The sequence below is a fragment of the Anaerostipes hadrus ATCC 29173 = JCM 17467 genome (genome assembly GCF_030296915.1).
In the GTDB taxonomy this organism is placed as follows: Bacteria; Bacillota; Clostridia; order Lachnospirales; family Lachnospiraceae; genus Anaerostipes; species Anaerostipes hadrus.
Map to the genome: position 1 here is coordinate 15001 of NZ_AP028031.1, position 26740 is coordinate 41740.

The window sequence follows — 26740 nt, forward strand, 5'->3', positions numbered from 1 at the left end:
GGGATTCGGCATGGTATGTACAGGATAGGTGGGAGACTGAGAAGGTATGACGTCAGTTGTACCGGAGTCGCTGTTGGGATACCACCCTTACCATGTTGGATTTCTAACCTGTGGCCGTAAGCCGGTCAGGGGACAATGTCAGGCGGGGAGTTTGACTGGGGCGGTCGCCTCCGAAAGGGTATCGGAGGCGCTCAAAGGTTCCCTCAGAATGGTTGGAAACCATTCGAAGAGTGCAAAGGCAGAAGGGAGCTTGACTGTGACACCGACGGGTGGAGCAGGTACGAAAGTAGGACTTAGTGATCCGGTGGTATAAAGTGGGATTGCCATCGCTCAACGGATAAAAGCTACCCTGGGGATAACAGGCTTATCACTCCCAAGAGTTCACATCGACGGAGTGGTTTGGCACCTCGATGTCGGCTCATCGCATCCTGGAGCTGTAGCAGGTTCCAAGGGTTGGGCTGTTCGCCCATTAAAGCGGTACGCGAGCTGGGTTCAGAACGTCGTGAGACAGTTCGGTCCCTATCCGGCGCAGGCGGAGGAAATTTGATAGGAGCTGTCCTTAGTACGAGAGGACCGGGATGGACGGACCGCTGGTGTATCTGTTGTACTGCCAAGTGCATAGCAGAGTAGCCAAGTCTGGAAGGGATAAACGCTGAAGGCATCTAAGCGTGAAGCCCCCCTAAAGATAAGATTTCCCATACCGAAAGGTAGTAAGACCCCTTGAAGACGACGAGGTAGATAGGGCAGAGGTGGAAGTACGGTAACGTATGGAGCTGACTGTTACTAATCGGTCGAGGCTTTAACCAAAGAAGGCTGAAGTGTAAGAGATGTAGAAAGATTCTTGTATGTTGTTTTGAAGGTATATCCTTTATAAATAAGGCCCGGTGGCTCAGCTGGTTAGAGCGCCGCCCTGTCACGGCGGAGGTCGTGGGTTCGATTCCCATCCGGGTCGCTTTATTTTTTGAATATTTGGGATCATAGCTCAGCTGGGAGAGCATCTGCCTTACAAGCAGAGGGTCATAGGTTCGAGTCCTATTGGTCCCACTTTTTAATTTAATAACTATGCCGTTGTGGCTCAATTGGCAGAGCAGCTGATTTGTAATCAGCAGGTTACCGGTTCAAGTCCGGTCAACGGCTTCACACCTGGTCATAATTATGTTATGATTTAGGTGTTTAAAATATATATGGTTGGATTCCCGAGTGGCCAAAGGGGGCAGACTGTAAATCTGTTGGCACCGCCTTCGAAGGTTCGAATCCTTCTCCAACCACTTAATTTTTATCGCGGGATGGAGCAGTCTGGTAGCTCGTCGGGCTCATAACCCGAAGGTCGTTGGTTCAAATCCGGCTCCCGCAATTTTTTATTTTAATAATTAGTATGCCCAGATAGCTCAGTCGGTAGAGCAGAGGACTGAAAATCCTCGTGTCGCTGGTTCGATTCCGGCTCTGGGCATCTTTTTTATTTTATAAAGAAATTCAAAGAGTTAACTTTCAGAAAGAATGAAAAAACCGAAAGTTGACTCTTTTTTTTAATTCCTATTCAATAGGAATTAAGTATGATATAATAAAAATGAAAAAATATGTTTACAAAGGGATAAAAAATGACATCAATTTATAATAAGTTGAAACAACTACAATACAAAGAAGATTATCCTTTTCACATGCCAGGACATAAAAGAAATTTAAAGATCGATCCATTATTAGATGCGATTTCCCAAATTGATATTACAGAGATCACAGGATTTGATGATCTTCACCATCCAGAAGAAATGATTCGAGAATTGATGGATGATTTAAAACAGATTTATGGAACAAAAGAGAGTTATCTACTGGTAAACAGCAGCACTGCGGGGAATTTAGCTGCAATAGCTGCATTGTGTAATATTGGAGATAAGATACTGGTTGCGAGAAACTGTCATAAGTCAGTCTATCACGCGATAGAATTGTTGGGACTTGATCCAATCTATATTTATCCAGAGATTGATGAATATGGAATCTGTAAAGGCATTACGAAGGAACAGATAGAAAATATCATAACAAAAGAAACCTCAATTAAGGCAATGGTCCTAGTTTCACCAACATATGAAGGAAGAGTATCAGATATCGAAGGAATATCAGATGTTCTGCATCGAAATAATATACCATTGATCGTAGATGAAGCTCATGGGGCTCATTTTATTTATCATGAGGCATTTCCAGAGAGTGCAGCAAATAGCGGAGCAGACATTGTGATACAAAGTCTGCACAAGACATTGCCCGCATTTACGCAAACGGGATTACTTCATTTGTGCACAGATTGTGTCACAAGAGAAATGATGCAAAAGAAATTGTCAATATTTCAGAGCAGCAGCCCATCCTATGTGTTGATAGCATCAATTGAACAATGTATCCACATATGTAATGAAAATCGTGGATATTTTCAACAATACTACGAGAAATTGTGGATACTACGTGAAAAACTAGAAGAATTAAAATATATCAAACTGGTACCAACGGATGATATTGGAAAACTTGTGTTTTCGGTAAAAGACACGACAATATCTGGAGAAGAACTATTTGAGATTTTAAGAGACAACTATCATTTAGAGATGGAAATGTCAGAACTTTATTATGTGATTGCAATGACAAGTGTGTGCGATACACAAGAAGGGTACGATAGATTGTATCAGGCATTAAAAGAGATCGACAGTGAGATCACAAAAAAGAATACAGAGTATTTATTTTTGGAAAATGATTTTCATCAAAATAAAAAGATGTTAAAACCAGAAGAAGCTGCAACAAAAGATCGAATACAGATTGATTATGATGATGCAAAAGATGAGATTGCAGCGGAATTTATTTTTTTGTATCCACCAGGAATTCCACTTGTTGTGCCTGGAGAAGTGATCGATAAGTATGTGATCGATAAGATCAGACAGTATGAGCAATATAATATGAAAGTGATAGGACTGGATGATCATAAAATATATATAATAAATAGATGAGAGGATATAAATATGGGATTATTTTTGACCGTTGAAGGACCAGATGGAGCTGGAAAAACAACACAAATAGAATTACTAAGAGACTACTTATCTGACAAAGGTTATGATATAATAGTATGTAGAGAACCTGGCGGAACACCGATCAGTGAGGCTGTAAGAAATGTGATCCTTAACAAAGAATTTACTGAGATGGGACATATGACGGAATTATTGCTTTACGCAGCTGCCAGAGCTCAATTGATCGAAGAAGTCATTCGTCCGGCATTAGAAGATGGAAAGATCGTAATCTGTGATCGATTTGTGGAATCTTCTGCAGTCTATCAGGGAATTGCCAGAGGAATGGGAATTGATCTTGTTTACAAAGTAAATCAATTTGCAATCGGAGATACGATGCCAGATCTGACGATTATGATCGATCTGGATGCAGAAGCTGGTATTTCAAGAAAGAAAAAACAGGCAGAGCTGGACCGAATGGAAAGCGAGACAATTGATTTTCATAAGAAGGTTGTTGAAGGATACAGACAACTTGCGAGCCTGCATCCAGATAGAATCTATACTGTTGACGGAAGTCTGACGATCGAAGAGATTCATCAGAAGATTGTTTCACAGGTCAACAAAAAATTTCATGGTAAAGGGTGATGTAGTATGAAGAGTTTTGATGCAATTATAGGACATAAAAAAATAATTTCTCATTTTGAAGAAGCAATCAAGACGGGAAAAGTTTCCCATGCCTATTTATTAAGTGGCGAAGATGGAAGCGGAAAGATGATGATCGCAAAGGCAGTTGCGAAGGCACTTCTGTGCGAACACAAAGATGGATGTGGAGAATGTGCAGCATGTAAGCAGGTGGATTCATTAAATCATCCAGATGTCATTTATATTACTCATGAAAAGTATGAAATCAGAGTTGATGATATTCGAAAAGGGATCAATGAGACGATCGATATTAAACCGTATAGCGGAGATTATAAGATTTATATCATTGATGATGCGGATAGAATGAATGCAGGAGCGCAGAATGCCTTATTAAAGACATTAGAAGAACCACCTGCATATGCAGTGATTCTTCTATTAACAAACAATAAGGATAGATTGTTAGATACGATCCTCTCAAGATGTGTGTCCATGACATTAGGAAGTGTCAGAGAAAGCGAAATTGAAGATTATCTAAAAGCCAATACAGGGGCAAGTCATGCAGATATCGCATTTGCAGCAGCATTTTCACTTGGGAATATTGGACGTGCATTGCATGTACTGGATACAGAAGAATTTAAAGATATGCTGAATGATACAATGAACGTGATCACTCATATGAAGAGTATGGAGATTTATGAAGTTGTATCGTATGCGAAGAGTCTGACAAAATATAAGAATGAGATTTATGATTTCCTTGATATCATTATGGTATGGTATCGAGATATGCTGATTCTTAAGACAACAGGATCTTTAAATCAACTTGTATTTAAAGATAAATACCGTCAGCTAAAAGATCAGGAGATTTATATTTCATTTGAGGGAATCAGTCATATTCTTGATGAGGTAGAAAAGGCTAGAAGGCGACTGATCGCGAATGTTAATTTTGAAGTGGCAATCGAAATGCTGCTTGTGACGATAAAGGAGAATGGTAAAGTATGGTAGAAGTAATTGGAGTGCGATTTCGTACTGCAGGAAAGATATATTTCTTTAATCCAAAGGAATTTCAGGTAAAGTCAGGAGACCACGTGATCGTGGAAACTGCCAGAGGAATTGAATTTGGATCAGTCGTTTCTGAGAGAAGACAGGTAAAGGAAAAATGCATCGGAGATGAATTAAAACCTGTTTTAAGAATCGCAACCAAAGAAGATGAAGAAAGGGCAGCGAAGAATAGAGAGAAAGAAAAAGAAGCATATAAGATCTGCCTTGATAAGATCAAGGAGCATGAGCTTGATATGAAGCTTGTATCAACAGAATATACATTTGATAATAATAAAGTATTATTTTACTTTACGGCAGATGGACGAGTTGATTTTCGTGAACTTGTAAAGGATCTGGCAGCAGTGTTCAGGACAAGAATTGAATTACGACAGATCGGCGTCAGAGATGAAGCCAAGATGCTTGGTGGTATGGGAATCTGTGGAAGAAAATTATGCTGTAATACATTTTTATCTGAGTTTGCACCTGTTTCTATCAAGATGGCCAAAGAGCAGAATCTGTCACTGAATCCGACAAAGATTTCAGGAGTCTGCGGAAGATTGATGTGTTGTCTTAAGAATGAACAGGAAACATATGAGTATTTAAATAGTAAGCTTCCAAATGTTGGTGAGAAATTAAAGACAAAAGATGGCGTAGTTGGAGAAGTTCAGAGAGTAGATGTACTTCGACAGAAGGTAAAACTGATCGTGGAAGATGAGAATGGAGATAAAGAAATCCAGGAATATAAGATTGATGATCTTCTGATGAGAAAGAAAAAGCCACAAGGATGTCAGGGGTGTAGCAAAGGATGCAATAATAAGAATCAAGGATGTAATAAAGGACATGGAAAGAGAAAGAATTGATGATCTTGGGATCAATGGTTATCAGATCATCCAGAAAGAACAGGGATTTTGTTTTGGAATGGATGCGGTTCTTTTATCAGATTTTGCACAAGTTAAGAATGGTGGGAGAGTTCTAGACCTCGGTACGGGGACTGGAATCCTCCCAATTTTGATGGAGGCAAAGACGAAGGCTGTTCATCTTACAGGGCTTGAAATACAGCCAGAGATGGCGGAGATGGCGGCAAGAAGTGTCAAATTAAATCATTTAGAAGATAAGATAGAGATCGTAGAGGGTGATATCAAAGAGGCTTCTGCGATTTTTTCGCATGATAGTTTTGACACGATCACATCAAATCCACCATATATGATCGGACAGCATGGACTTAAGAATCCGTCGGAGACGAAAGCAATCGCAAGACATGAGATACTTTGTACATTTGCGGATATCACGGCAGCAGCTAAAAAGCTTTTAAAGAATAAAGGAAAGCTGTTTCTGGTACACAGAACATTCAGATTGTCAGAGATTTTATGCCAGCTGTCTAAGGATGGATTAGAGCCAAAAAGAATCCGTTTTGTGCATCCATACATTGATAAAGAACCGAATATATTTTTATTAGAAGCAGTAAAAGGCGGAAAGTCAAGAATGACAGTTGAGCCTCCATTGATCGTTTATCAAAAAGAAGGAAAATACACAGAAGAAATTTATAAGATTTATGGAATGAATCCGGAGGAATAAGCATGAGTGGAACATTATATTTGTGTGCGACACCGATTGGTAATCTGGAAGACATTACTTTTCGTGTGATAAACACATTAAAAGAAGTTGATCTGATCGCAGCGGAAGACACAAGGCACAGTATCAAATTATTAAATCATTTTGAAATTAAGACAAAGATGACAAGCTATCATGAGTATAATCGTGTGGAGAAAGCAAAAGTTCTTGTAAAGCAGTTGCAGGAAGGAAAAGATATCGCACTCATTACAGATGCTGGGACACCGGGAATTTCAGATCCAGGAGAAGAATTGGTAAGACAGTGCCATGAAGCAGGAATCACGGTTACTGCATTACCGGGAGCATGTGCGTTGATCAATGCACTGATCATCTCTGGGCAGCCAACAAGAAGATTTTGTTTTGAAGCATTTCTTCCATCAGATAAAAAAGAAAGAAAACAGATTCTTGATTCTCTGGAAAATGAGACAAGATCTATTATCATTTATGAAGCACCACATCGTTTAGTAAGGACTTTGGAAGAACTACATGAAGTGCTCGGAGACAGATCCATGACATTATGCAGAGAACTCACAAAGAAGTATGAGAGCGTTTTTAAATCAACGCTTGGGGAAATCCTTGCCTATCATAGAGAAAATCCGCCAAAAGGCGAATGTGTGATGATCATAGAAGGAAAATCATTTCAAGAATTAAAAGAACAGAGTCAGGAAGAATTTCTAAAGATTCCATTGTCAGAGCATATGAACCGTTATATGGATCAGGGATATTCAAAGAAAGAAGCGATGAAACTGGTAGCCAAAGATCGAGGTGTTGGTAAGAGAGAGATTTATCAGCAGTTGTTGGAAGAGGAATAAAAATATATTAACAAAAAAGGTATGGGAAAATAATATCAATTCCCATACCTTTTGTTTGTCTTTATTGAAATGATCCAAAAAATTACGCTTCAGTAATTTCGAATCCAGCAAGTTTAGCTAATTCAATGATAGATTTTCTTGAGACTTTCTTTCCTTTGTAGTCAATCAGATCATCCATATCTTCTCCAGTAAAAATATCTGCAGGATTATATTTCTTTAAAATAATCTTATCGTCATCTACAAATATTTCAAGAGGATCGCGTTCGTTCACATCAAAGTTACGACGTAATTCGATCGGTAAAGTAATTCTTCCAAGTTCGTCAAGCCTTCTTACAATGCCTGTACTTTTCATGTGTAAACCTCCTTAATGTCTTACAATCATTTTATATCTTAAACCATAGCATACCAAAATCTGGTTGTCAATTCATTTGTTTACTTATAAACTAGAGAATAAATAAGTATAATTAACAGATTTCAGCACCTGCTGGCATATCTTTATCTGGTGTTACAAGAGCTAATTCACCCTTATCATTTTCAGCACAAAGTAACATTCCTTCAGAGAGAACTCCTGCTAATTTGGCTGGTTTTAAGTTCACAAGTACCATAACTTTCTTACCGACCATATCTTCTGGTTTATAATAAGCTTTGATACCAGAAACAATCTGTTTTACCTGGCTTCCAATCTTAACCTGAGAGCAAAGAAGTTTCTTGGATTTCTTCACTTCTTCACAGGCAATGATCTCGCCAACCTGGAACTGCATCTTAGTGAAATCATCAAAAGTGATCTCATCTTTTGGTTCAATGTCGATGACAGTATCTTCTTCTACAGCAGCGTTTGCAGCTTTGACAGAAGCAGCCTGTTTCTCCATTAAGACTTTGGCTTTTTCCATAACTTCTTTCTCATCTAATCTTGCAAATAAGATCTGAGGTTTTTCAGTTACTTTTGTACCACTCTTGTAGTTTCCAAATGTTGCAAGGTTATCAAATTCAACCATAGATGTATTTAACTGAGCAAAGATCTTCTCAGATGTCTCAGGCATATATGGTGATAATAAAGATGCACCAATTGTGATTCCTTCAACAAGGTTGTATAAAACAGTAGCCAGACGGTCTTTTGAAGCTTCGTCTTTTGCTAATACCCAAGGCATAGTCTCATCAATATAACGGTTGCAGCGACGGAATAAGTTAAAGATCTCAGTCATTGAATCTGCAACACGAAGGTCAGCCATCTTCTCAGCAACTTTATCTCTTGTACCTGTCACAACGGCTTTCAGATCATCATCATAATCTCCTACAACACCCTTGTCTTCTACGATTCCTCCAAAATATTTGTTGGACATAGAAATCGTACGGTTTACAAGGTTACCAAGAATATTTGCAAGGTCAGAGTTCATACGCTCGATCATCAATTCCCATGAGATCACACCATCACGTTCGAAAGGCATTTCATGAAGAACGAAATAACGCACTGCGTCAACTCCGAAGAAGTCAACCAGATCATCTGCGTATAAAACGTTACCTTTGGATTTACTCATCTTACCATCGCCCTGAAGCAGCCAAGGATGTCCAAATACCTGTTTAGGAAGTGGAAGATCTAGTGCCATCAGGATGATTGGCCAGTAAATTGTATGAAAACGGATGATATCTTTACCGATCAGGTGAAGATCTGCAGGCCAGAACTTGTTAAACTTGTCTGAACTGTTTCCATCACAGTCATAACCGATACCTGTGATATAGTTTGTTAATGCATCTAACCATACATAAACGATGTGTCCTTCATCAAAGTCAACTGGGATTCCCCATGAAAATGATGTTCTTGAAACACACAGATCCTGAAGTCCAGGAAGAAGGAAGTTGTTCATCATCTCATTCTTACGGGATTCTGGCTGAATAAATTCAGGATGTGTATTGATGTGTTCAATCAGACGGTCTGCATATTTGCTTAATTTTAAGAAATAAGCTTCTTCTTTTGCAGGTTGTACTGGACGTCCGCAGTCAGGACATTTACCATCTACTAACTGGCTCTCTGTGAAGAAAGATTCACAAGGTGTACAGTATAAACCTTCGTATTCACCTTTGTAGATATCTCCCTGTTCATATAATTTCTTAAAAATCTTCTGAACCTGTTTCTCGTGATCTTCATCAGTTGTTCTGATAAAACGGTCATAAGAAGTGTTCATAAGATCCCAGATTCTCTTGATTTCTCCGGCAACATCATCAACGAATTCTTTTGGTGTTACCCCTTTTTCTTCTGCTTTTAATTCTACTTTCTGGCCATGTTCGTCAGTTCCTGTCTGGAAAAATACGTCATAGCCTTCCATTCTTTTATATCGAGCAATACTGTCTGCCAGGATGATCTCATATGTGTTACCAATATGAGGTTTTCCGGAAGTATAAGTAATTGCAGTCGTAATATAATATGGTTTCTTACTCATAATGATCCTCCGATTTTCTGTTTCTATCCTTATAATTATAGTACATCTTGTGCGGATAGTCTATTTTTTTTCTTTAAAAAATAAGATATTAACAAGTGTTTATTTGGAGGTAAAAATGGAATTTGCAGGGAGATTGAAAAAGATCAGAATAAAGTTGATCATGATTGGAATTTGTCTGATATTTCTAGGAGGATATAGTCTGATCCAAGAATGGAAAGATCAAAAAAAGAATACAACAAAAAAAGTATTTGATCAGTATACGGATGCGTTTTTTAAAGAAAATATATCAACAAATGAGATCACGATGCATTTCTTTTTAGAAAATCCAGAAAAATATAGATTAGAACAACCGAAAAATCTTTATCCATCCATGAATCAGGGAAGTATCTTGAATGAAAAAATTAAAATTTCAAAAGAAATTGAGAAGTTAAAAAAATTTAAACAAAAGGAATTGACGAAAAAACAGCAAAATACATATATGGTTTTGATGGATTATTTAAGAAGACAGAAAAATCTTTCGATGTATCCGTATTATGAAAGAATCCTTGGGAAAACATCTGGGCAGCAGGCACAGATTCTTCTGACATTAAGTGAATATCGTCTGAAAAATGAGAAAGATATCAAAAGCTATTTTCAATTATTGAAGGGACTGGATGGATATTTTGATTCACTGATCGAATACAGCAAGGAACAGGTAAAGAGAAATTTATTCCTATCTGATCAGTCTTTAAAAGAAGTATTGCAGCAGATTCAGAATGTCATAAAGCAAAAAGAAAACAATATGTTGGTTGCAACATTTAATTTAAGAATTGCAGATATTAAAGGAATTAATGCAGCTCAGAAAAAGAAATACTGCAGAGAAAATAAGAAATTGATCGGTACAAAGGTGCTGCCTGCTTATGAAAAATTATATTCCCATTTGCAGGCATTAAATGGAAATGGGAAAAATGAAAATGGTCTGTATTATTATAAAAATGGAAAAGAATATTATAAAGTATTGGTTGCACAGAAAACAGGATCAGATAAAACGATAGAAGAAATGATCGAAATCAGTGATCGATCCATTGAAAAATGCCTTCGAAAACTTATAAAATTGCAAAAAAAGTATCCAAATATCATAAATGAATATAGAAATCATAAAAAAAATATAAAAATTGTGCAAAATCCACAAAATATACTTAACAAACTAAGGCAAAAGATGGTAAAATATTATCCAAAGGCACCAAAAGTTAGCTGTAAAATAAAATATGTGCACAAAACCATGGAAGAATATACCAGTCCTGCGTTCTATATGGTACCAGAGATTGATTCTTACAAGGAGAATGTAATTTACATTAATAAGGCACAGACTGCAGAGTTATATCCAACTTTGGCACATGAAGGATACCCAGGACATTTATACCAGAATGTATATTATGCGGCAAGGAACGATGATCCAGTGCGCTATCTGCTTGATTATCCTGGATATTCAGAAGGATATGCAACGTATGTAGAAGTTTTTAGTTACAGTATGATGGATGCTGAAGGATATGGCGATATTTATCAACAGATGAATATGGAGATGTACGAGTACAATCTGGCACTTTGTTCAAGAGTTGATCTTGGAGTTCATTATGAAGGATGGAAGAAGAAAGATGTCAGGGCGTATTTAAGATCATTTGGAATGGATGATTCTCAGGCAGATGAATTATTTCAGATGATTATCGAGAATCCTGCAAATTATTTATCTTATTATATCGGTTATCAGGAGTTTCATGAGCTTTTGACTGATTATAAGAAAATGGCAGGGAATAAATACAGCTTAAAAGCGTACCACACAGAGATTTTAGATGCAGGCCCATGTAGTTTTGACATTTTGAGAAGACGCATCGAAAGCAACCTATGAATGGAGGAGTAACTTATGTCAACAAAAGCTTATTACACACATGAAGAAATCGGAAAAGGAAAGCCTGGATTTTCAAAAACAAGATCCATTATTGAAGCAGCATTCTATGGAAATAACGTTGTAGAAGTAAAAGATTTAAAACAGGCTTATGAATTAGCAAAGAATTCGCCTGGAACGATCGTTACAGATATGCCAGTATATAAACCAGAAGCGATTGGTTTAGATGAGGGGTCCAAAGTTCTATTATTTAATGATGGATCAGTGACTGGACGCTGTGCAGCCGCAAGAAGAATTTCCAGTGAACCTGGTGTCGATATAAATGATCTGGATTTAAAATTAATGGATGCGATCTATGATACAAGATGGACAACAATGTACCATGCACAGGTATATATCGGATTAGATCCTGAATTTATGGTAAAAGCACATCTTTTAATTCCAGAAGGTGAAGAAAATATTTTATATTCCTGGATGTTAAATTTCCAGTATATGAATCCTGAATACAATGAAATGTATAAGAATTCACAGCCAGTTGCAGATGAGACAGATATCTATATTTTCTCAGATCCACAGTGGACACATGAAGAACATCCATTAGGATTAACATATTTTAATACAGACACAAACTGTGCTGCACTTCTTGGTATGAAATACTTTGGGGAACATAAGAAAGGTACATTAACAATTGCATGGGCGATCGCAAATCGTAACGGATATGCTTCCTGCCATGGTGGACAGAAAGAATTCAGATTAGATAATGGAGAGAAATTCGTAGCATCTTTCTTCGGATTATCAGGATCAGGAAAATCCACATTAACACATGCAACACATAATAATAAATACGAAGAGATTCAGGTTCTGCATGACGATGCATTTATCATCAATACAGAAACAGGTGCATCTATTGCAATGGAACCAACATATTTTGATAAAACAGCGGACTATCCAACAGGATGCCCAGATAATAAATACTTATTAACAGCACAGAATTGCTCTGCAACAAGAGATAGCGAAGGAAAAGTCGTTCTTGTCACAGAAGATATCCGTAACGGAAATGGTCGTGCGATCAAGTCCAAATTATGGTCACCAAACCGTGTAGATAAGATCAATGACCCAGTAAATGCAATCTTCTGGATCATGAAAGACCCAACAATCCCACCAATTGTTAAGATCAAAGGAGCTTCTTTAGCATCTGTTATGGGAGCAACACTTGCAACAAAACGAAGCAGTGCGGAACGTCTGGCACCTGGAGTAGATCCAAACCGTTTGGTTGTGGAACCATATGCAAACCCATTTAGAACATACCCTCTTGTAAATGACTACAAGAAGTTTAGAAAACTTGTAAAAGAAAGAAATGTAGACTGCTATATCATTAATACAGGAGACTTCATGGGTAAAGATATCAAACCTGCAACAACAATTTCCGCAATTGAGCAGGTTGTAGAAGGAACTGGAGAATTCAAACAGTGGGGACCATTTACAGATATCGAAGTGCTTGAGATGGAAGGATATGTTTCAGATTTCAATGATATGAATTATGTGGAAACATTAAAAGCAAGAATGACAGACAGACTAAACTTTGTCTTCGAAAAAGACGTAGAAGATGGTGGATACAATGCACTTCCTACACAGGCAAAAGAAGCTTTAGCAAAAGTTATTGGAGAAGCACACAATTTAGAAGTGGAAAATTCCAATAATTAAAGGTATAATACTCTTAAATCGTTGTTTAGGAGGTGAATTGATTGGATAAAGATCGTTTAAATAATATGGTGGTAGACTTATTCCACGGAATTTCATATGAAGAAGAGAAAGCCGTGATCACAGATGAGTTTAAGGATATTTCGAACAAAGATCTGCATATTATTGATGCGATCGGGATCAAGAAACCGAAGAATATGTCAACGATTGCAGGAGATTTAAACATTACGGTTGGTACACTTACAACCGCTATCAATAACCTCTTGAAGAAAGGATATGTAAATCGCAAACGCGGAGAGAAAGATCGCAGAGTTGTTTATATATCTCTTTCTGAGAAGGGGAGGAAAGCGTACAGTCATCACAGAGAATTTCATAAACGTATGATCCAGGGACTGCTTGATACGCTTAATGAGCAGGAACAGGATCTGTTGGTGAAGGTTATGCAGTATTTTCATGATTACTTTCGTGAACATATGTAAATTTAAATTTGTAGTTGGCCAACTGTAGTCTTTCAGTATATGATAAAAAATAAATAAGCAACCGAAAACGCAGCGGTGGAATTTTGCTCACATTTTGAACAAATCGCTTATCCGCCCAATTTCCTACGAGAACTCGCTCTGAAGTTTTGTTTCAGACAAAAGTCTTTGAAGCTCAGACACTCGTCCAATTGGGCTGCAATGTCATTAAGTTAAGAAAAACAGAGATAAAAGATAAGTTTTAAATTTATCTTTTATCTCTGTTTTTATATATTGACAAACTCAGGATAAAGAGTGATGTATTAGGTAGGAGGTGAATGATTATGAAGTATGCACAGAAAGTAAAAAAACGTTATTTAACTATATTAAATGATATGGCTAAAAATCAAAAATCGTATGTTAAAAATCCAGAAAAAGATTTTACAAGAAAAAGAAAACTATCCTTTCAAGATACCATTAATACGATTGTTACTTATGATGCTGGCAGCATTGGCCGTTGCATAAAACGCTACATTCCAAAAGTTGAAAAAACTCCAACTACTTCTGCATTTCTTCAACAGCAAAAAAAATTAAAATTGTCTGCATTTCAAACTCTTTTTTACAGATTTAATGACCCGTTTCCAGATAAAACTTTGTATCATCTTCATATTTTATCTGTTGATGGTACTGGTGTCACGGTCCCTATGGACAGAATAAATGAAAATAAAGAATACGCACGCGTTCGTACCAATAAAGACTGTACCCGACCTGCTTATCAGTTTCATGTTTCCTGTATCTATGATCTTATCAATGAAAGATACTGTGATGCTTATATCGAACCTTTTCGAACACATAGTGAAACTCACGTATTTTCTGTGATGTTGGAACGTAAAAATTTTCCGCAGAAAGCTCTGTTTATCGCAGACCGTGGCTATGAAAGTTATCTGCTGATGGCACAGATCCAACATGATGGAAACTATTTCCTGATCCGTGCAAGAGAAGATTTTGGACAGGGCAGTATGATCAAAGGATATCCATTTCCAAGAGATGGTACTTTTGATAAAACAGTTACCTATATTTATACGAAAACACAAAACAAAAGGACAAAAGCTAATCCAGAGCTTTATAAAAGGGTCGCTACAAGAAATTCACCCTATTTTATAAACAAAGAACACCCTTATGTAAAAATGACATTGCGTTTTGTGATGATCGTACTTCCGAATGGACAGAAAGAATGTCTGATCACGAATCTGCCAGCAAATAAATTTCCACCAGAAACATTAAAAAAACTTTATTGTATACGCTGGAAAATAGAAACATCTTTTCGTTTGATCAAGTATTCTGCCAATCTTCTGGAATTTCATTCAAAAAAAATAGAGTTTTTGCAACAGGAGATATGGGCCAAGATGATCTTTTATAACTTTACGACCACGATCACCCAACATTTGCGATATAAAAGAGATCGTGGAAAGTATCAATATAAGCCGAATATGACCAATGCACTCCAAATGTGCAAGGACTATCTCCGAAATGCAAAAACTCCAAATGATGTAGAAGGACATATATTAATGGAAATGACTCCGATCAGGGATGGACGATCGTTTAAACGAGATAAGTCCAGACATCAGAGTGTTTTTACCACTTTCAGACACAACTAACATCAACTTTAATATAATCTTTTTGTAGGCAGAAATCAATCTGTCTTTTTGGAATGCAGAAAATAAAAATCTCACCAACAGACATAATGAATATCTGTTGATGAGATAACAATACTGATTCTTAACTTAATGACATTGCAATTGGGCTGCGAATTTGTTCAAAATATGGCAAAATTCCAATGCTGTGTTTTCGGTTGCTTATTTATTTTTTATCATATACCTGAAGTCTAAAGTGTGGACAATTAGAAGATTGGACAATTTAAAGTGGATGTATGGAGAACAGTATTGATTGTAAATTTAGTTTTGATACCAGTGATTTATTCTGCATATAAAAGAAAATTATAAACTGGCACCATTAAAAATAAAAAAACTGGCTATTTTAAAAATACCAATAACACGATAAATTATAACACAATAAAGGAACGCAGCGTACTTGAAAAACTATATATCATACAAGAAATCAGGAAGTGAGGAAAATAAAATGAAAGAAAATAAAGTACAGTTTATTGCAATAACAGCAATGGCAGTTGCATTAACTTATGTGTTTACAGCGTTTGTTAACGTAAGATTACCGATCGCAGCTAATGGAGGTCTGATTCATTTAGGAAATGTTCCTCTATTTATTATGGCAATTTTATTCGGTAAGAAAACAGGAGCTATCGCTGGTGGAGTTGGAATGGGATTATTTGATCTGTTGTCAGGATGGACAGCGTGGGCACCATTTACATTTATTATCGTAGGAATCATGGGATATGTTGTTGGAGCTATGACAGAGAAGCATGACCAGTATGGATGGAAAGTTGCAGCAATCTTTGTAGCATTTGTAATTAAGATTGTTGGATATTATATTGCAGAGATCATTCTTTATGGAAACTTTATTGCACCAATCAGTTCTGTTCCAGGAAATGTCGTACAGATTGCTGTAGCAGCAGTTGTTGTACTGATCGTGATCGAACCAATTGAGATTGCAGTTAAGAAAATTGGAATTACACAGTTTGCATAATAAAATGATATAATGATACCGGGATTGCCAAAGCATTTTCTATGCAGTGATCCCGGTATATTAGATTATAAAAATAAAAAAGAAAGTGAGTGACGGATATGAGTAAATACAAGATTATGACACCAGGACCTGTTCAGGTGCCAGAAAATGTAAGACTGGCGAGAAGCCTTTCTACAACGAATGCAGATTTGGATCCGCAATTCTATGATGAATACAAGGAAACCTGTGAGCTGATCAGTGAGCTGCTTCATACGAAGAATGAAACACTGATCCTAAGCGGAGAAGGAATCCTTGGTTTAGAGGCAGCATGTGCATCTATGACAGAGCCGGGAGATAGAGTTTTAATTCTTGATAATGGAATTTATGGAGCAGGATTTGCAGATTTTGTATCTATGTATGGTGGAACTCCTATTATGTATACAAAAGATTATAAAAATGCATTTGATGTTGATGAATTAGATGCATATCTGAAGGAAGATCACGATTTTAAATATGCAACAGTTGTTCATTGTGATACTCCAAGTGGAATGTTAAATGACATTCATAAAATCTGTCCATTATTGAAATCCTATGGAATCATGACAGTTACAGATTCTGTTTCAGGAATGTTTGGAAATGAAGTCAATGTTGATAAAGCACAGATCGATATCTTATGTGGAGGATCTCAAAAAGCAGTTTCAGCGCCTCCAGGACTTACTTTCGTAACGATCAGTGATGAAGCTAAAAAAGTTATGGAAAATCGAAAAACACCAATCGCATCATTTTATTGTAATCTGACGATTTTCAAAGATTACTATAAAAATTTATGGTTCCCATATACAATGCCGATCAGTGATATCTATGGATTGAAAGCAGCGATAGATAATATTGCAGCGGATAAAGATCTGATCAAACGTCACGCCAGAATCGCCAATGCGACAAGAAAAGCCATTGAAGCATTTGGTCTAAAATTACATTTGGAAAGTGGATTTTCAGATACGGTTACAGTATTTGATGTACCAGAAGGAATGACAGCGGATGATATTCTGGAAAGAATGAGAGAAAAACATGGAATCATGCTGGCAGGTTCTTTCGGAGAATTGGCAGGAAAAGTCATTCGAATCGGGCATATGGGTGCAAGTGCAAATGTAGGAGATATGTTAGAAGTGATGTCTGGATTGGAAGAAACATTGAGATATCTTGGATGGAAATCAGAGAATAGTTTGTTGGGAGTGTTTCATACAGAATTATGATATTAGGACATACAATAAAAGATTATAAAAGAGAAAATCTGTTGAATGATGTGATCACAGGAATCATCATCATGGCAGTATCGATTCCAATTTCTATGGGATATTCCCAGATTGCCGGATTACCTGCGGTTTATGGGCTATATGGGTCTGTATTTCCGATCATTTTATTTGCATTATTTTCTACATCTCCGCAGTTCATCTTTGGAGTGGATGCGGCACCAGCAGCGTTGGTTGGATCAGCACTTCTTGGGATGAATATACAAAGTGGTTCCAAAGAAGCACTTGCAGTTGTGCCAGTGATCACATTTTTTGTGGCATTGTGGCTGCTCGCATTTTATCTGATGCATGCAGGAAAACTTGTAAATTATATTTCAGCACCAGTTATGGGTGGATTTATTACAGGAATCTGTTCGACGATCATTTTGATGCAAGTGCCGAAATTAATGGGAGGAACAGCAGGAACTGGAGAATTATTAGAACTGTTAGAGCATATAGAAAAAACAGCAGAACAGATCAATCTTCCATCATTGATCTTAGGAATCCTATCATTAGTCATCTTGTTGGCAGCGAAAAAGATCATGCCGAAATTCCCAATGGCAGTTGTGATGATGGTAGCAGGAGCTGTTTTGACGCAGGTTCTGCCAATGAAAGAATGGGGAATTAAGACATTAGATGCCGTAGCACCAGGACTTCCAAAATGGAGTTTTCCAAATCTTATGTTAATTCCAATGGATGAAGTGGTGACGATCAGTTTGTCGGTAGCGGTCGTTATTATGGCGGAAACACTTCTTGCAGAGAATAATTTTGCACAGAAAAATGGATATCGTATCAATGATAATCAAGAATTACTAGCATTTGCAGTTGGAAATCTTGTGGCAGCATTGACTGGATGCTGTCCGATCAACGGATCTGTTTCAAGAACGGCGATGGGAGAACAATATCAGGGAAAAACACAGTTAATGAGTATTGTTGCAGGATTATCTATGATCCTATTATTGTTATTTGGAACAGGATTTATTGGATATCTGCCAGTTCCGGTATTGACGGCGATCGTAATTTCCGCACTTCTGGGAGCGACAGAATTTGAACTGGCGGTAAAACTGTGGAAAGTCAGCCGCACAGAATGTTTTATTTTCTGGGGTGCATTTATTGGGGTATTGTTACTTGGAACGATCAATGGTGTATTGATCGGAATTATCTTATCTTTTGCAGAAATGGTGATACGATCATCAAAACCAGCAAGTTGTTTTCTGGGAATTCAGCCAGGACATAAGCATTTTCGTGATTTAGCTGAGAGTCGTCAGATTCACGAGATTGAAGGTGTGTTGATCTATCGTTTCAGCAGTAATTTGTTTTTTGCCAATGCAGGAGTGTTGCAGCAGGATATTGAGCAGGAACTTGAACGCAGAGGAAATATCAAAGCAGTGATCCTTGATGCCAGCGGAATTGGAAGTATGGATATCACGGCAGCAGACCGCATTGAGATTCTTTATAAGTCATTGAAAGAGCAAGGAATAAGATTTTATATCACAGAGCATATCGCAGATTTAAATGAGCAGATGAGAAAGCTTGGAATCGGATATCTGATCGAAGAAGGATGTGTCAGAAGGACGATTTATATTGCGTTGAAAGATATGGGGATCAAACGTCCGTATCCATTAGAAGGCGGAGTTGATAATGAAGAACGCAGTGCATCAAGAAAGCGTGTAGATAACCGTATGCAGGAATTTGTCTGGGCATTTGGTTCTGACACGGAAGATCAGATTGAGAGGCAGATTACAAATCAGATTAAGCAGTTAAAGCAAAATGGAGATGTAGAAAAGCTGTTACATGGAAGCTGGTCACATATGGAAGCTTTTGACGAAGATGAATGGTTAGAACATCTGGAAGAACATCTAAAAGAAATCGTAAATATTTCTGGAAAAGATGAAAGAACTCTGGCGGCACGTTTTGAGGAACATCGAAGGGAAATTCATGAACGTATTATGAAAGAACATCCAGAACTTGCACAGAGATTTAAAGAGCGAAGACATCGTTTGGATGAACATTTGAAAGAACGACGGCCGGAAGTTTATGATCTGGTTGTCAGTTTGAGAGAATTAGAGAAACGAAAAGATATGGAATAAAAAAGATGAGTGCTATCAGTAGTAGATGCTGATAACACTCGTTTTTTGTGTATGCTGATTTTTATAATGCAATCTAAATTTATTTATGTCAAAATTATATCATAAATATATCGGGAAAAGTTAAAAATAAGAGATGAATACAGAGATAAAAGTACCAACAAAAACGGCAAGCAATGCCCCAGTCAATGTATATCGAATCTTTTTTATTCCAACCACAGAATAATACACGGATAATGTATAAAAACAAGTTTCTGTTGAACTAAGGATCACAGAAGACATAAATCCAGCCAAAGAATCCGCCCCGGAAGTTTTATAAATATCAAGCAGGAATCCAGTTGCAGCGGAAGAAGAAAAAAGTTTTGCAAAGATCACGGGTAAAACTTCTTTAGGAATCTTTAATAGTTTTCCTATAGGAGTCAGAAAACGAACAATCAGATCCAAGGCTCCAGAAGAACGAAAGATTTGAATCGCAAAAAACAAAGCGATCAGAGTTGGGGCAATCTCAAGAACAATTTTAAATCCATCCATGACACCTTCAAGAAAAGGGGTATAGATATCCTTACGCTTTAGGGTTCCATATAAAACAAGTGTAAATATGAATAAAGGAATGACAAGATTTGCAAGAAATGTGATCATCGTTTTCGGTCCTTCCATTTGATATAGATAACAGCAACGATCGTGGAACCTAAAGTAGCGATAAGTCCTGGAATTAAGATCTTAGATGGATTGATAGAGCCGTATTGGCTTCGGTAGGCAATGATATTGATCGGAATCAATTGCAGAGATGATATATTAAGAATTAGGAACGAACACATTTCATTTGTTGCGGTGTTTTTGTTAGGGTTATCTTTTTGTAATTCTTCCATAGCTTTTAATCCGGAAGGAGTTGCAGCCCAACCAAGACCTAATATATTTGCGACAATATTTGTACTGATATATTCTTTCGCTTTTTGATTCTTCAGATTTGGAAATAAAAAAGTCAGAAAAGGGGTTAACAGCTTTTGAAGTTGTGTAGTAATTCCAAGAGACAGTGCAATGTTCATGAGTCCAGACCATAACCCAACAATTCCAAACATTAGAATACAGAGTTCCACAGCCTCTTTGGAAGAAGAAAGAATGGTATCAGAAAGTGTTGTGATCTTTCCATTAAAACTGCTGACAATGAGTCCTGCAAGGATCATAAAACACCAGATCTTATTCATCATAAAATATACCCCAAAACCCCTTTATCATAAGATATTCAAAAAAATGAAAAAAATTCAAAAAAACACTTGCAATTTATAAAAAGTGGTGGTATAGTATTACTTGTCGCTGAGGAAAACACAACACAGCGAACAAGATATGCGGGTGTAGTTCAATGGTAGAACTCCAGCCTTCCAAGCTGATCACGTGGGTTCGATTCCCATCACCCGCTTGGTATTTATTTAAGGATATATTCGAGAGGATATATCCTTTTTTTCATTTTACAGGAAAGAACTATAAACAATAGCTAGATATGAGGGAAAATATGATAGAAGAAGAAAAGAATCAGTTTGCAGTTCTGATCGATGCAGATAATATCAGTCCTAAATACGCACCGATCATTTTTCAGGAGCTGGAAGCCTACGGATTTCCGTCTTGTCGAAGAATTTATGGGAACTGGTCCAAAGCAAATGGATGGAATGAAGAGTTGTTATTAGAATATTCTATTATTCCTGTGCAACAATTTTCTTATACTTCAGGTAAAAATGCAACAGACATGGCAATGGTCATTGATGCAATGGATCTGTTATATGGAAAGAAAGTAGACGGATTCTGCATTGTTACGAGTGACAGTGATTTTACAAGACTTGCAATGAGACTTCGAGAAGAACATATGTATGTGATCGGAATGGGAGAATCAAAGACACCTGTGGCACTGACAAGAGCATGTAATAAATTTATCCATCTAAATCTGATTTATGAAGCGGACAGAGGTAAAGAAGAGGATATGGAAAGTGATGAAATAGAGAATGTTACATCACTGGATGAGATTTCATATACGATTGCAGATATTATCAGTGAAAATGGGAATGCACCAGTAGATTTAGGGAAGATTGGAAATCGATTAAATGCAAAATATTCAGATTTTGATGTGCGAAATTATGGATATACAAAGTTGAGTGTTTTAATTGATGAAGAGATGGATAATTTTATGCTTGTGCAGGAAGATACAAACTGTTATGTTGAATTTAAAGAACTGACAAGCAGAGAAACGATTGAAGAAGAAGTAATTCATTTTGTAAAGAAAAATGGTGGATCTTTAGATAATCTTTCTGCGGTAACGTTAGAATTAAAAGATAAACACAGCGGATTTAATATCAAAGACTATGGTTACAGCCGTATGTCAAGTTTCTTACGAAGCATCCGTTGTCTTACGGTCAACGGAAATACAGTCAGATTAAAGAAACGAAGAGAAAAGGGAGAGAGACGATGATATTTGATACACATGCACATTATGATGACAAACAGTTTGATCAAGACAGAGAAGAATTGTTAGCATCTATGAAGGACAATGGAATCGGAACGATCGTTGATGTAGGATCAAATATGGAAACGTCTACATGGATCGTAGAAGCAGTGACACGATATCCGATGATGTATGGAGCAGTCGGCGTTCATCCAAGTGATACGGCAGAGTTGAAAGAGTCAGATATCGATACACTAAAGAAATATGCAGCAATGGATCGAATTCTTGCGATCGGAGAGATCGGGCTTGATTATTACTGGGATGAACCAGAACGCAGCATTCAGAAGAAATGGTTTGAAGCACAGATCGAACTTGCAAGAGATGTAAAATTACCGATCATTATTCATAGCAGGGACGCAGCAAAGGATACTTATGATATAATGAAAGCGTTACATGCAGAAGAAATCGGCGGGGTGGTTCACTGTTTTTCTTATTCAAAAGAGATGGCAAGGCAATTCCTTGATATGGGATTTTATATTGGAATCGGTGGCGTTGTAACATTTAAGAATGCAAAGACATTAAAGGAAGTTGCAGCTTATACACCGTTAGACAGAATCGTATTAGAGACAGACTGCCCATATCTGTCACCAGAACCCAATAGAGGCAAGAGAAATTCTTCACTAAATTTAAATTATGTAGCAGAAGCGCTCAGTCAGATCAAAGGGATCAACAAGGAAGAACTGATCGCAGTCACTGAAGAAAATGCAAGACAATTGTATCGTATGAAAGAGGTATAAAGAGTGAAACTTGGAAATCCAAAAAATACAATAGAAGTAATTCAGAAATATGATTTTGATTTTCAGAAAAAGTTTGGACAGAACTTTCTGATTGATGAACGTGTTCTTGAGAAGATCATTTCTGCAGCAGAAGTGAACAAAGATGATTTCGTGTTAGAGATCGGACCAGGAATTGGAACAATGACGCAGTATCTTGCAGAAAATGCGAGAGAGGTCATGGCAGTTGAGATTGATAAGAATCTGATTCCGATTCTTTCAGACACATTAAGTGCATATGATAACGTGTCCATTTTGAATGCAGATATTTTGAAAGTCGATATTGCAAAGATCGTAGAAGAGAAAAATGGTGGGAAACCAGTGAAGGTTGTGGCGAATCTCCCATATTACATTACAACTCCGATCATCATGGGATTGTTTGAAAGTCATGTGCCGATCGACAGTATTACTGTCATGGTACAGAAAGAAGTTGCAGACCGTATGCAGTCAGGTCCGGGAACAAAAGACTATGGTGCATTATCACTCGCAGTGCAGTACTATGCAGAACCATATGTGGTAGCGAATGTGCCGCCAAACTGCTTTATGCCAAGACCAAAAGTTGGATCTGCAGTCATCCGTCTTACGAAATACAAAGACGCACCGATCAAGGTTACAAATGAGAAATTATTATTCCAGTTAATTCGTGCATCTTTTAACCAGAGAAGAAAAACTCTCCAGAATGGAATTAAAAATTTCGGAGGCTTAAACTTCTCCAAAGAACAGGTAGCACAGGCATTAGAAGAGATGGAATTACCTGCATCTGTTCGTGGAGAAGCATTAACCTTAGAACAGTTTGCACAGTTAAGTAACATCTTAGACCGGTAAGATAAAATAACCAAAATTTCCAGTTTTATGTGGTTTTAGCGGCACCGTGATAAAAGTCTTAAAACCAAATAAACGGGAGATAAAAGCTTTTTCGTTATCAAAGATTCCAGGAATTCCAAGATAACGTTGGCCGCTGTCTTGATCTTTCGCGAGCATTAAGTGGCCGAAATTCCCATAATTTAAAAGGAGAAAACCATTTGTCTTTATGTTGTTATCAAGATCAGGAATCTGATCAAGATCTTCTAGTCCGATCTTAATGCTAGGATCAAGGCTATAAGAAGGAGGCATGGGCAAGGTGGGATACTCCTTCCAGTCGAAGTCCTTTGGTGGATTTGGATGTGTGAATTCTTTCGCATCCTTTTCTAATTGAAGGGCTTCAATGTATTCTGAGAGACTGGATGTAGGAGAAGCTTCAGTTTCAGAAAGTGTTTCGGTTTCAGGCGAAGGTTCTGGAGGTACCGTTTTTTCAGTATTCTCATTTTTATTTTCAGCAGACTCCACAGGTACAAAACTTCGTATAATGATCGGATGATCTTTCCACTGCGATCCAAAGAAATGATCATTCGAATAATACAGCAAGAATCCATCCATTTTATCAAAATCATCGATCAAAGGATATGTGTTTTTAAATTCAATGATCGCATCAGTTCGCTTGACCGTATCAAGATAAATCCCATTCATAGCACCCTGATGAAAATAATAAAAATAAATTTTGTATTCCAATGCCTGATCATTTGTTTTTACATGGAAATAAACCCTCAGACGGTTTTGGCGTTTTTCTATTTTGGCAAAACCGACATTGGAACCCTTGATTCCATGGTGATATTCATACAGATAAGATACAATACGTTGATAATCTGACAATCGTGTACTCTCTTTTTGCTTCATTCTATGTTATAATAAAGAAAAATATGACATAGATATAAGGGGTAAGAGTAAGTGACACAAGAAGAAAAATACATGAAAGAAGCAATCAAACAAGCGAAGAAAGCGGCAGCGATCGGAGATGTTCCGATCGGATGTGTGATCGTTGAAGATGACAAGATCATTGCAAGAGCTTATAACCAGCGCAATAAGAAGAAGACAACATTGGCACATGCAGAACTTCTTGCGATTCAGAAAGCAAGTAAGAAAGTTAATGATTGGAGACTGGAAGATTGTACCATGTATATCACATTGGAACCATGTCAGATGTGCGCAGGAGCTATCGTACAGGCACGAATTCCCAAAGTTGTGATCGGAGCGATGAATCCAAAGGCGGGCTGTGCAGGATCTGTATTGAATATTTTACAGATTGACAAATTTAATCACCAAGTAGAGATAGAACGTGGTATATTAGAGGAAGAGTGCAGTCAGATGCTGTCTGATTTTTTTAAAGAATTAAGAAGAAGGAAGAAGGGGGACAAGGAACATGGAAAGGATTAAGAAGCTTATTGTAGTTATTTTATGTGTCGGCATGATAAGTTCTTTAAATATTTCTTTTATCTATGCCTCACAGTCTGATGGATATCATCCATTGAATATTAAGATTGAATCTCCAGATGTGCCAAAAACTGTAACGCCAAAGAGGAATGCCAGATCATTGGATTCATATTACAGTTCATCAGAACTTGGACAGGTAACATCAGTGAAAGATCAGGGAAACACAGAATTATGCTGGGCGTTTGGGATTACATCGATGGGAGAAACTTCTCTGATCAAACAAGGAATCGCAAGTACGAATATAGATTTTTCGGAGAAACATTTTGGATATTTTATGTACAATCGAAAAAACGATATATTAAATAATACCAAAGGGGACAAAACAAAAGTTTCAGGAGATTGGAGATATGCGGGCGGCAATTCACTGCTTGCAATGTTGTCGCTAACAGGATGGTATGGTCTTGCAAAAGAAAATATTGCACCATTTAATACAGGAAAATGGAGATTATCTGATTCTGTAGGACAAAAAGACAGTGCAATTCTGAAGAATGGATTTTTCCTTGGAGATACACCGCAAGCAGCAGTAGTAAAATCCTATATCATAGGATATGGTTCCGTAGTTATGGCGTACCATGCACCCGAAGAGACATGGGAAGAAACAGCCTATTACGGAAAGAATCATGAGGCATACAACTGCAATAGTGCCAGACAGGCAGCAAATCATATTGTTGCGATCGTTGGATGGGATGATAGTTATAGCAGAGATAATTTTAACAGTGGATCCAGACCGTCCAGAGATGGAGCATGGATCGTAAAAAACAGTTGGGGAAATCAAGAAGGAAGTAACGGATATACCTATATTTCTTATGAAGATAAATCTCTTTGTGAATTTGTTGCAGGGCAATTTGTGAAAGCCTCAGAGTATAAATACAATTATTTCTATGATGGTTCAGCGAATCCTGGAATTTTAAAACTGAAAAAAGGACAAAAGTTCGCAAATGTATTTACAGCGAAAAAAGGAAGTGCAAAGAAGAAAGAACTGATCAAAGCAGTGAATCTGGTAACTTGGTCTGCAAATGTCAAATACAGTATACAGATTTATAGAAATCCTAAAGATGGAAGACCAACAAGTGGAACAAAGATGTTAAAACGTCCGGTAACAGGAACGATCAGAGAGGCCGGAACGCATACGATCGATCTTTCAAGAAAAGCAGAGGTTCTGAGAGGAGACAAGTTTGCAGTTGTAGTAAAATTAAGATCTTCTGGTAAGATTGGTTTTGATGAAAATGATGATTATCACTGGGTATCTTTTGTTAATAAAACAAAAAAAGGACAGAGTTATCTTTATGATCATAGAAAATGGAATGATCTGAACCCAGATCATGCAACGATGCGTTTAAAGGCATATACAGTAATGCAGCCAGTAAACAAGATTCATTTGAGATATTGTAAGGCGGATTCTAAAAATAAGAATCCAAAGGGAATCGTATTATATTACAAAGGAAAGCATTTAAAAAAGAATAAAGATTACAAGATCGTCAAAAAAGAAGGTCACAAATATGTGATCGTAAAAGGAAGAGGAAGATATCGGGGAACGAAAAAAATTTATCTAAAAACCAAATAAGAATAACTATTGACCAAAAGAAAAGTATTTAGTATAAT

The 26740-nt window shown here is 37.2% G+C and carries 23 protein-coding genes, 7 tRNA genes and 1 rRNA gene (1 of these 31 cut by a window edge); 26 read left to right on the forward strand and 5 right to left on the reverse strand.

Features of this window, described 5'->3' with window-relative positions; translation table 11 throughout:
• From QUE18_RS00060 to rsmI, 13 genes are all read left to right on the forward strand, one after another.
• Positions 1-807: ribosomal RNA gene (locus QUE18_RS00060) — 23S ribosomal RNA — on the forward strand (it extends 2081 nt beyond the left edge of the window).
• A 71-nt stretch (positions 808-878) separates the two neighbouring features.
• Positions 879-952 (forward strand) — tRNA-Asp (locus QUE18_RS00065).
• A gap of 19 nt (positions 953-971) precedes the next feature.
• Positions 972-1044 (forward strand) — tRNA-Val (locus QUE18_RS00070).
• A gap of 20 nt (positions 1045-1064) precedes the next feature.
• Positions 1065-1137, forward strand: a tRNA-Thr gene (locus QUE18_RS00075).
• Between the two features lie 49 nt (positions 1138-1186).
• Positions 1187-1268: transfer RNA gene (locus QUE18_RS00080), tRNA-Tyr, on the forward strand.
• Positions 1269-1280: 12 nt separating this feature from the next.
• Positions 1281-1354, forward strand: a tRNA-Met gene (locus QUE18_RS00085).
• 23 nt (positions 1355-1377) lie between these two features.
• Positions 1378-1450, forward strand: a tRNA-Phe gene (locus tag QUE18_RS00090).
• A 148-nt stretch (positions 1451-1598) separates the two neighbouring features.
• A complete protein-coding gene (locus QUE18_RS00095) occupies positions 1599-2981 on the forward strand; it encodes an aminotransferase class I/II-fold pyridoxal phosphate-dependent enzyme (RefSeq protein ID WP_009203989.1) in 1383 nt (460 codons plus the stop codon).
• Between the two features lie 12 nt (positions 2982-2993).
• Entirely contained in the window at positions 2994-3620 is a 627-nt protein-coding gene (tmk, locus tag QUE18_RS00100) for a dTMP kinase (RefSeq protein ID WP_008393785.1), read from the forward strand.
• 6 nt (positions 3621-3626) lie between these two features.
• Complete coding sequence (gene holB / locus QUE18_RS00105; protein WP_009265717.1) at positions 3627-4619, forward strand: DNA polymerase III subunit delta'; 993 nt, start codon at positions 3627-3629, stop codon at positions 4617-4619.
• Positions 4613-5515, forward strand: a complete 903-nt coding sequence (locus tag QUE18_RS00110) for a PSP1 domain-containing protein (protein WP_008393787.1) — start codon at positions 4613-4615, stop codon at positions 5513-5515. Before holB ends, QUE18_RS00110 begins: the two co-directional genes overlap by 7 nt.
• Positions 5496-6230 (forward strand): tRNA1(Val) (adenine(37)-N6)-methyltransferase, encoded by a 735-nt coding sequence (locus tag QUE18_RS00115; protein WP_008393788.1) that lies wholly within the window; start codon positions 5496-5498, stop codon positions 6228-6230. The genes QUE18_RS00110 and QUE18_RS00115 overlap by 20 nt, the downstream gene beginning before the upstream one ends.
• Positions 6231-6232: 2 nt before the next feature.
• On the forward strand, positions 6233-7078 hold the full coding sequence (rsmI, locus tag QUE18_RS00120) for a 16S rRNA (cytidine(1402)-2'-O)-methyltransferase (RefSeq protein WP_009203992.1): 846 nt from the start codon (positions 6233-6235) through the stop codon (positions 7076-7078).
• 82 nt (positions 7079-7160) lie between these two features.
• Here rsmI and QUE18_RS00125 read toward each other — a convergent pair whose 3' ends face one another.
• The gene (locus QUE18_RS00125) at positions 7161-7430 is read right to left on the reverse strand and encodes an AbrB/MazE/SpoVT family DNA-binding domain-containing protein (protein ID WP_008393791.1); all 270 of its coding nucleotides are present in this window, start codon (positions 7428-7430) and stop codon (positions 7161-7163) included.
• A gap of 112 nt (positions 7431-7542) precedes the next feature.
• Positions 7543-9513 carry a methionine--tRNA ligase gene (gene metG, locus QUE18_RS00130; RefSeq protein ID WP_009203993.1) on the reverse strand — a complete coding sequence of 657 codons (1971 nt, stop codon included), beginning with the start codon at positions 9511-9513 and terminating at the stop codon, positions 7543-7545.
• Between the two features lie 115 nt (positions 9514-9628).
• Between metG and QUE18_RS00135 the strand changes: the two genes are divergently transcribed.
• The 7 genes from QUE18_RS00135 to QUE18_RS00165 all read left to right on the forward strand — a co-directional run bounded on the left by QUE18_RS00135 (position 9629) and on the right by QUE18_RS00165 (position 19570).
• Positions 9629-11398, forward strand: a complete 1770-nt coding sequence (locus QUE18_RS00135; protein ID WP_242852733.1) for a DUF885 domain-containing protein — start codon at positions 9629-9631, stop codon at positions 11396-11398.
• A 15-nt stretch (positions 11399-11413) separates the two neighbouring features.
• Complete coding sequence (locus QUE18_RS00140) at positions 11414-13099, forward strand: phosphoenolpyruvate carboxykinase (ATP) (RefSeq protein ID WP_008393796.1); 1686 nt, start codon at positions 11414-11416, stop codon at positions 13097-13099.
• A gap of 65 nt (positions 13100-13164) precedes the next feature.
• Positions 13165-13575 (forward strand): MarR family winged helix-turn-helix transcriptional regulator, encoded by a 411-nt coding sequence (locus QUE18_RS00145; RefSeq protein WP_008393797.1) that lies wholly within the window; start codon positions 13165-13167, stop codon positions 13573-13575.
• 320 nt (positions 13576-13895) lie between these two features.
• On the forward strand, positions 13896-15209 hold the full coding sequence (locus QUE18_RS00150) for an IS4 family transposase (protein ID WP_242852700.1): 1314 nt from the start codon (positions 13896-13898) through the stop codon (positions 15207-15209).
• Positions 15210-15690: 481 nt separating this feature from the next.
• Entirely contained in the window at positions 15691-16212 is a 522-nt protein-coding gene (locus QUE18_RS00155; RefSeq protein WP_009203199.1) for an ECF transporter S component, read from the forward strand.
• A gap of 98 nt (positions 16213-16310) precedes the next feature.
• Complete coding sequence (locus tag QUE18_RS00160) at positions 16311-17444, forward strand: pyridoxal-phosphate-dependent aminotransferase family protein (protein WP_009203198.1); 1134 nt, start codon at positions 16311-16313, stop codon at positions 17442-17444.
• Positions 17441-19570, forward strand: a complete 2130-nt coding sequence (locus QUE18_RS00165) for a SulP family inorganic anion transporter (RefSeq protein WP_009203197.1) — start codon at positions 17441-17443, stop codon at positions 19568-19570. The genes QUE18_RS00160 and QUE18_RS00165 overlap by 4 nt, the downstream gene beginning before the upstream one ends.
• Positions 19571-19690: 120 nt before the next feature.
• On the opposite strand, the gene QUE18_RS00170 is transcribed toward QUE18_RS00165, so the two are convergent.
• Complete coding sequence (locus QUE18_RS00170) at positions 19691-20098, reverse strand: nucleoside recognition domain-containing protein (protein WP_330380005.1); 408 nt, start codon at positions 20096-20098, stop codon at positions 19691-19693.
• 104 nt (positions 20099-20202) lie between these two features.
• Positions 20203-20775, reverse strand: a complete 573-nt coding sequence (locus QUE18_RS00175) for a spore maturation protein A (RefSeq protein WP_009203195.1) — start codon at positions 20773-20775, stop codon at positions 20203-20205.
• 138 nt (positions 20776-20913) lie between these two features.
• Here QUE18_RS00175 and QUE18_RS00180 point away from each other — a divergent pair.
• From QUE18_RS00180 to rsmA, 4 genes are all read left to right on the forward strand, one after another.
• Positions 20914-20984: transfer RNA gene (locus QUE18_RS00180), tRNA-Gly, on the forward strand.
• 93 nt (positions 20985-21077) lie between these two features.
• On the forward strand, positions 21078-22025 hold the full coding sequence (locus QUE18_RS00185; RefSeq protein ID WP_015530602.1) for an NYN domain-containing protein: 948 nt from the start codon (positions 21078-21080) through the stop codon (positions 22023-22025).
• Positions 22022-22795, forward strand: coding sequence for a TatD family hydrolase (locus QUE18_RS00190; protein WP_008392226.1), 774 nt, complete (start codon positions 22022-22024; stop codon positions 22793-22795). The genes QUE18_RS00185 and QUE18_RS00190 overlap by 4 nt, the downstream gene beginning before the upstream one ends.
• 3 nt (positions 22796-22798) lie before the next feature.
• Positions 22799-23656, forward strand: a complete 858-nt coding sequence (gene rsmA / locus QUE18_RS00195; protein ID WP_008392227.1) for a 16S rRNA (adenine(1518)-N(6)/adenine(1519)-N(6))-dimethyltransferase RsmA — start codon at positions 22799-22801, stop codon at positions 23654-23656.
• On the opposite strand, the gene QUE18_RS00200 is transcribed toward rsmA, so the two are convergent.
• Positions 23645-24544 (reverse strand): DUF6128 domain-containing protein, encoded by a 900-nt coding sequence (locus QUE18_RS00200; protein ID WP_009203194.1) that lies wholly within the window; start codon positions 24542-24544, stop codon positions 23645-23647. The two genes, rsmA and QUE18_RS00200, sit on opposite strands and share 12 nt — an antisense overlap.
• A 51-nt stretch (positions 24545-24595) precedes the next feature.
• Here QUE18_RS00200 and tadA point away from each other — a divergent pair, with 51 nt between their 5' ends.
• Positions 24596-25081, forward strand: a complete 486-nt coding sequence (tadA, locus tag QUE18_RS00205; RefSeq protein WP_009203193.1) for a tRNA adenosine(34) deaminase TadA — start codon at positions 24596-24598, stop codon at positions 25079-25081.
• Positions 25068-26702 (forward strand): lectin like domain-containing protein, encoded by a 1635-nt coding sequence (locus QUE18_RS00210; RefSeq protein WP_009203192.1) that lies wholly within the window; start codon positions 25068-25070, stop codon positions 26700-26702. Before tadA ends, QUE18_RS00210 begins: the two co-directional genes overlap by 14 nt.
• Positions 26703-26740: the final 38 nt, after the last annotated feature.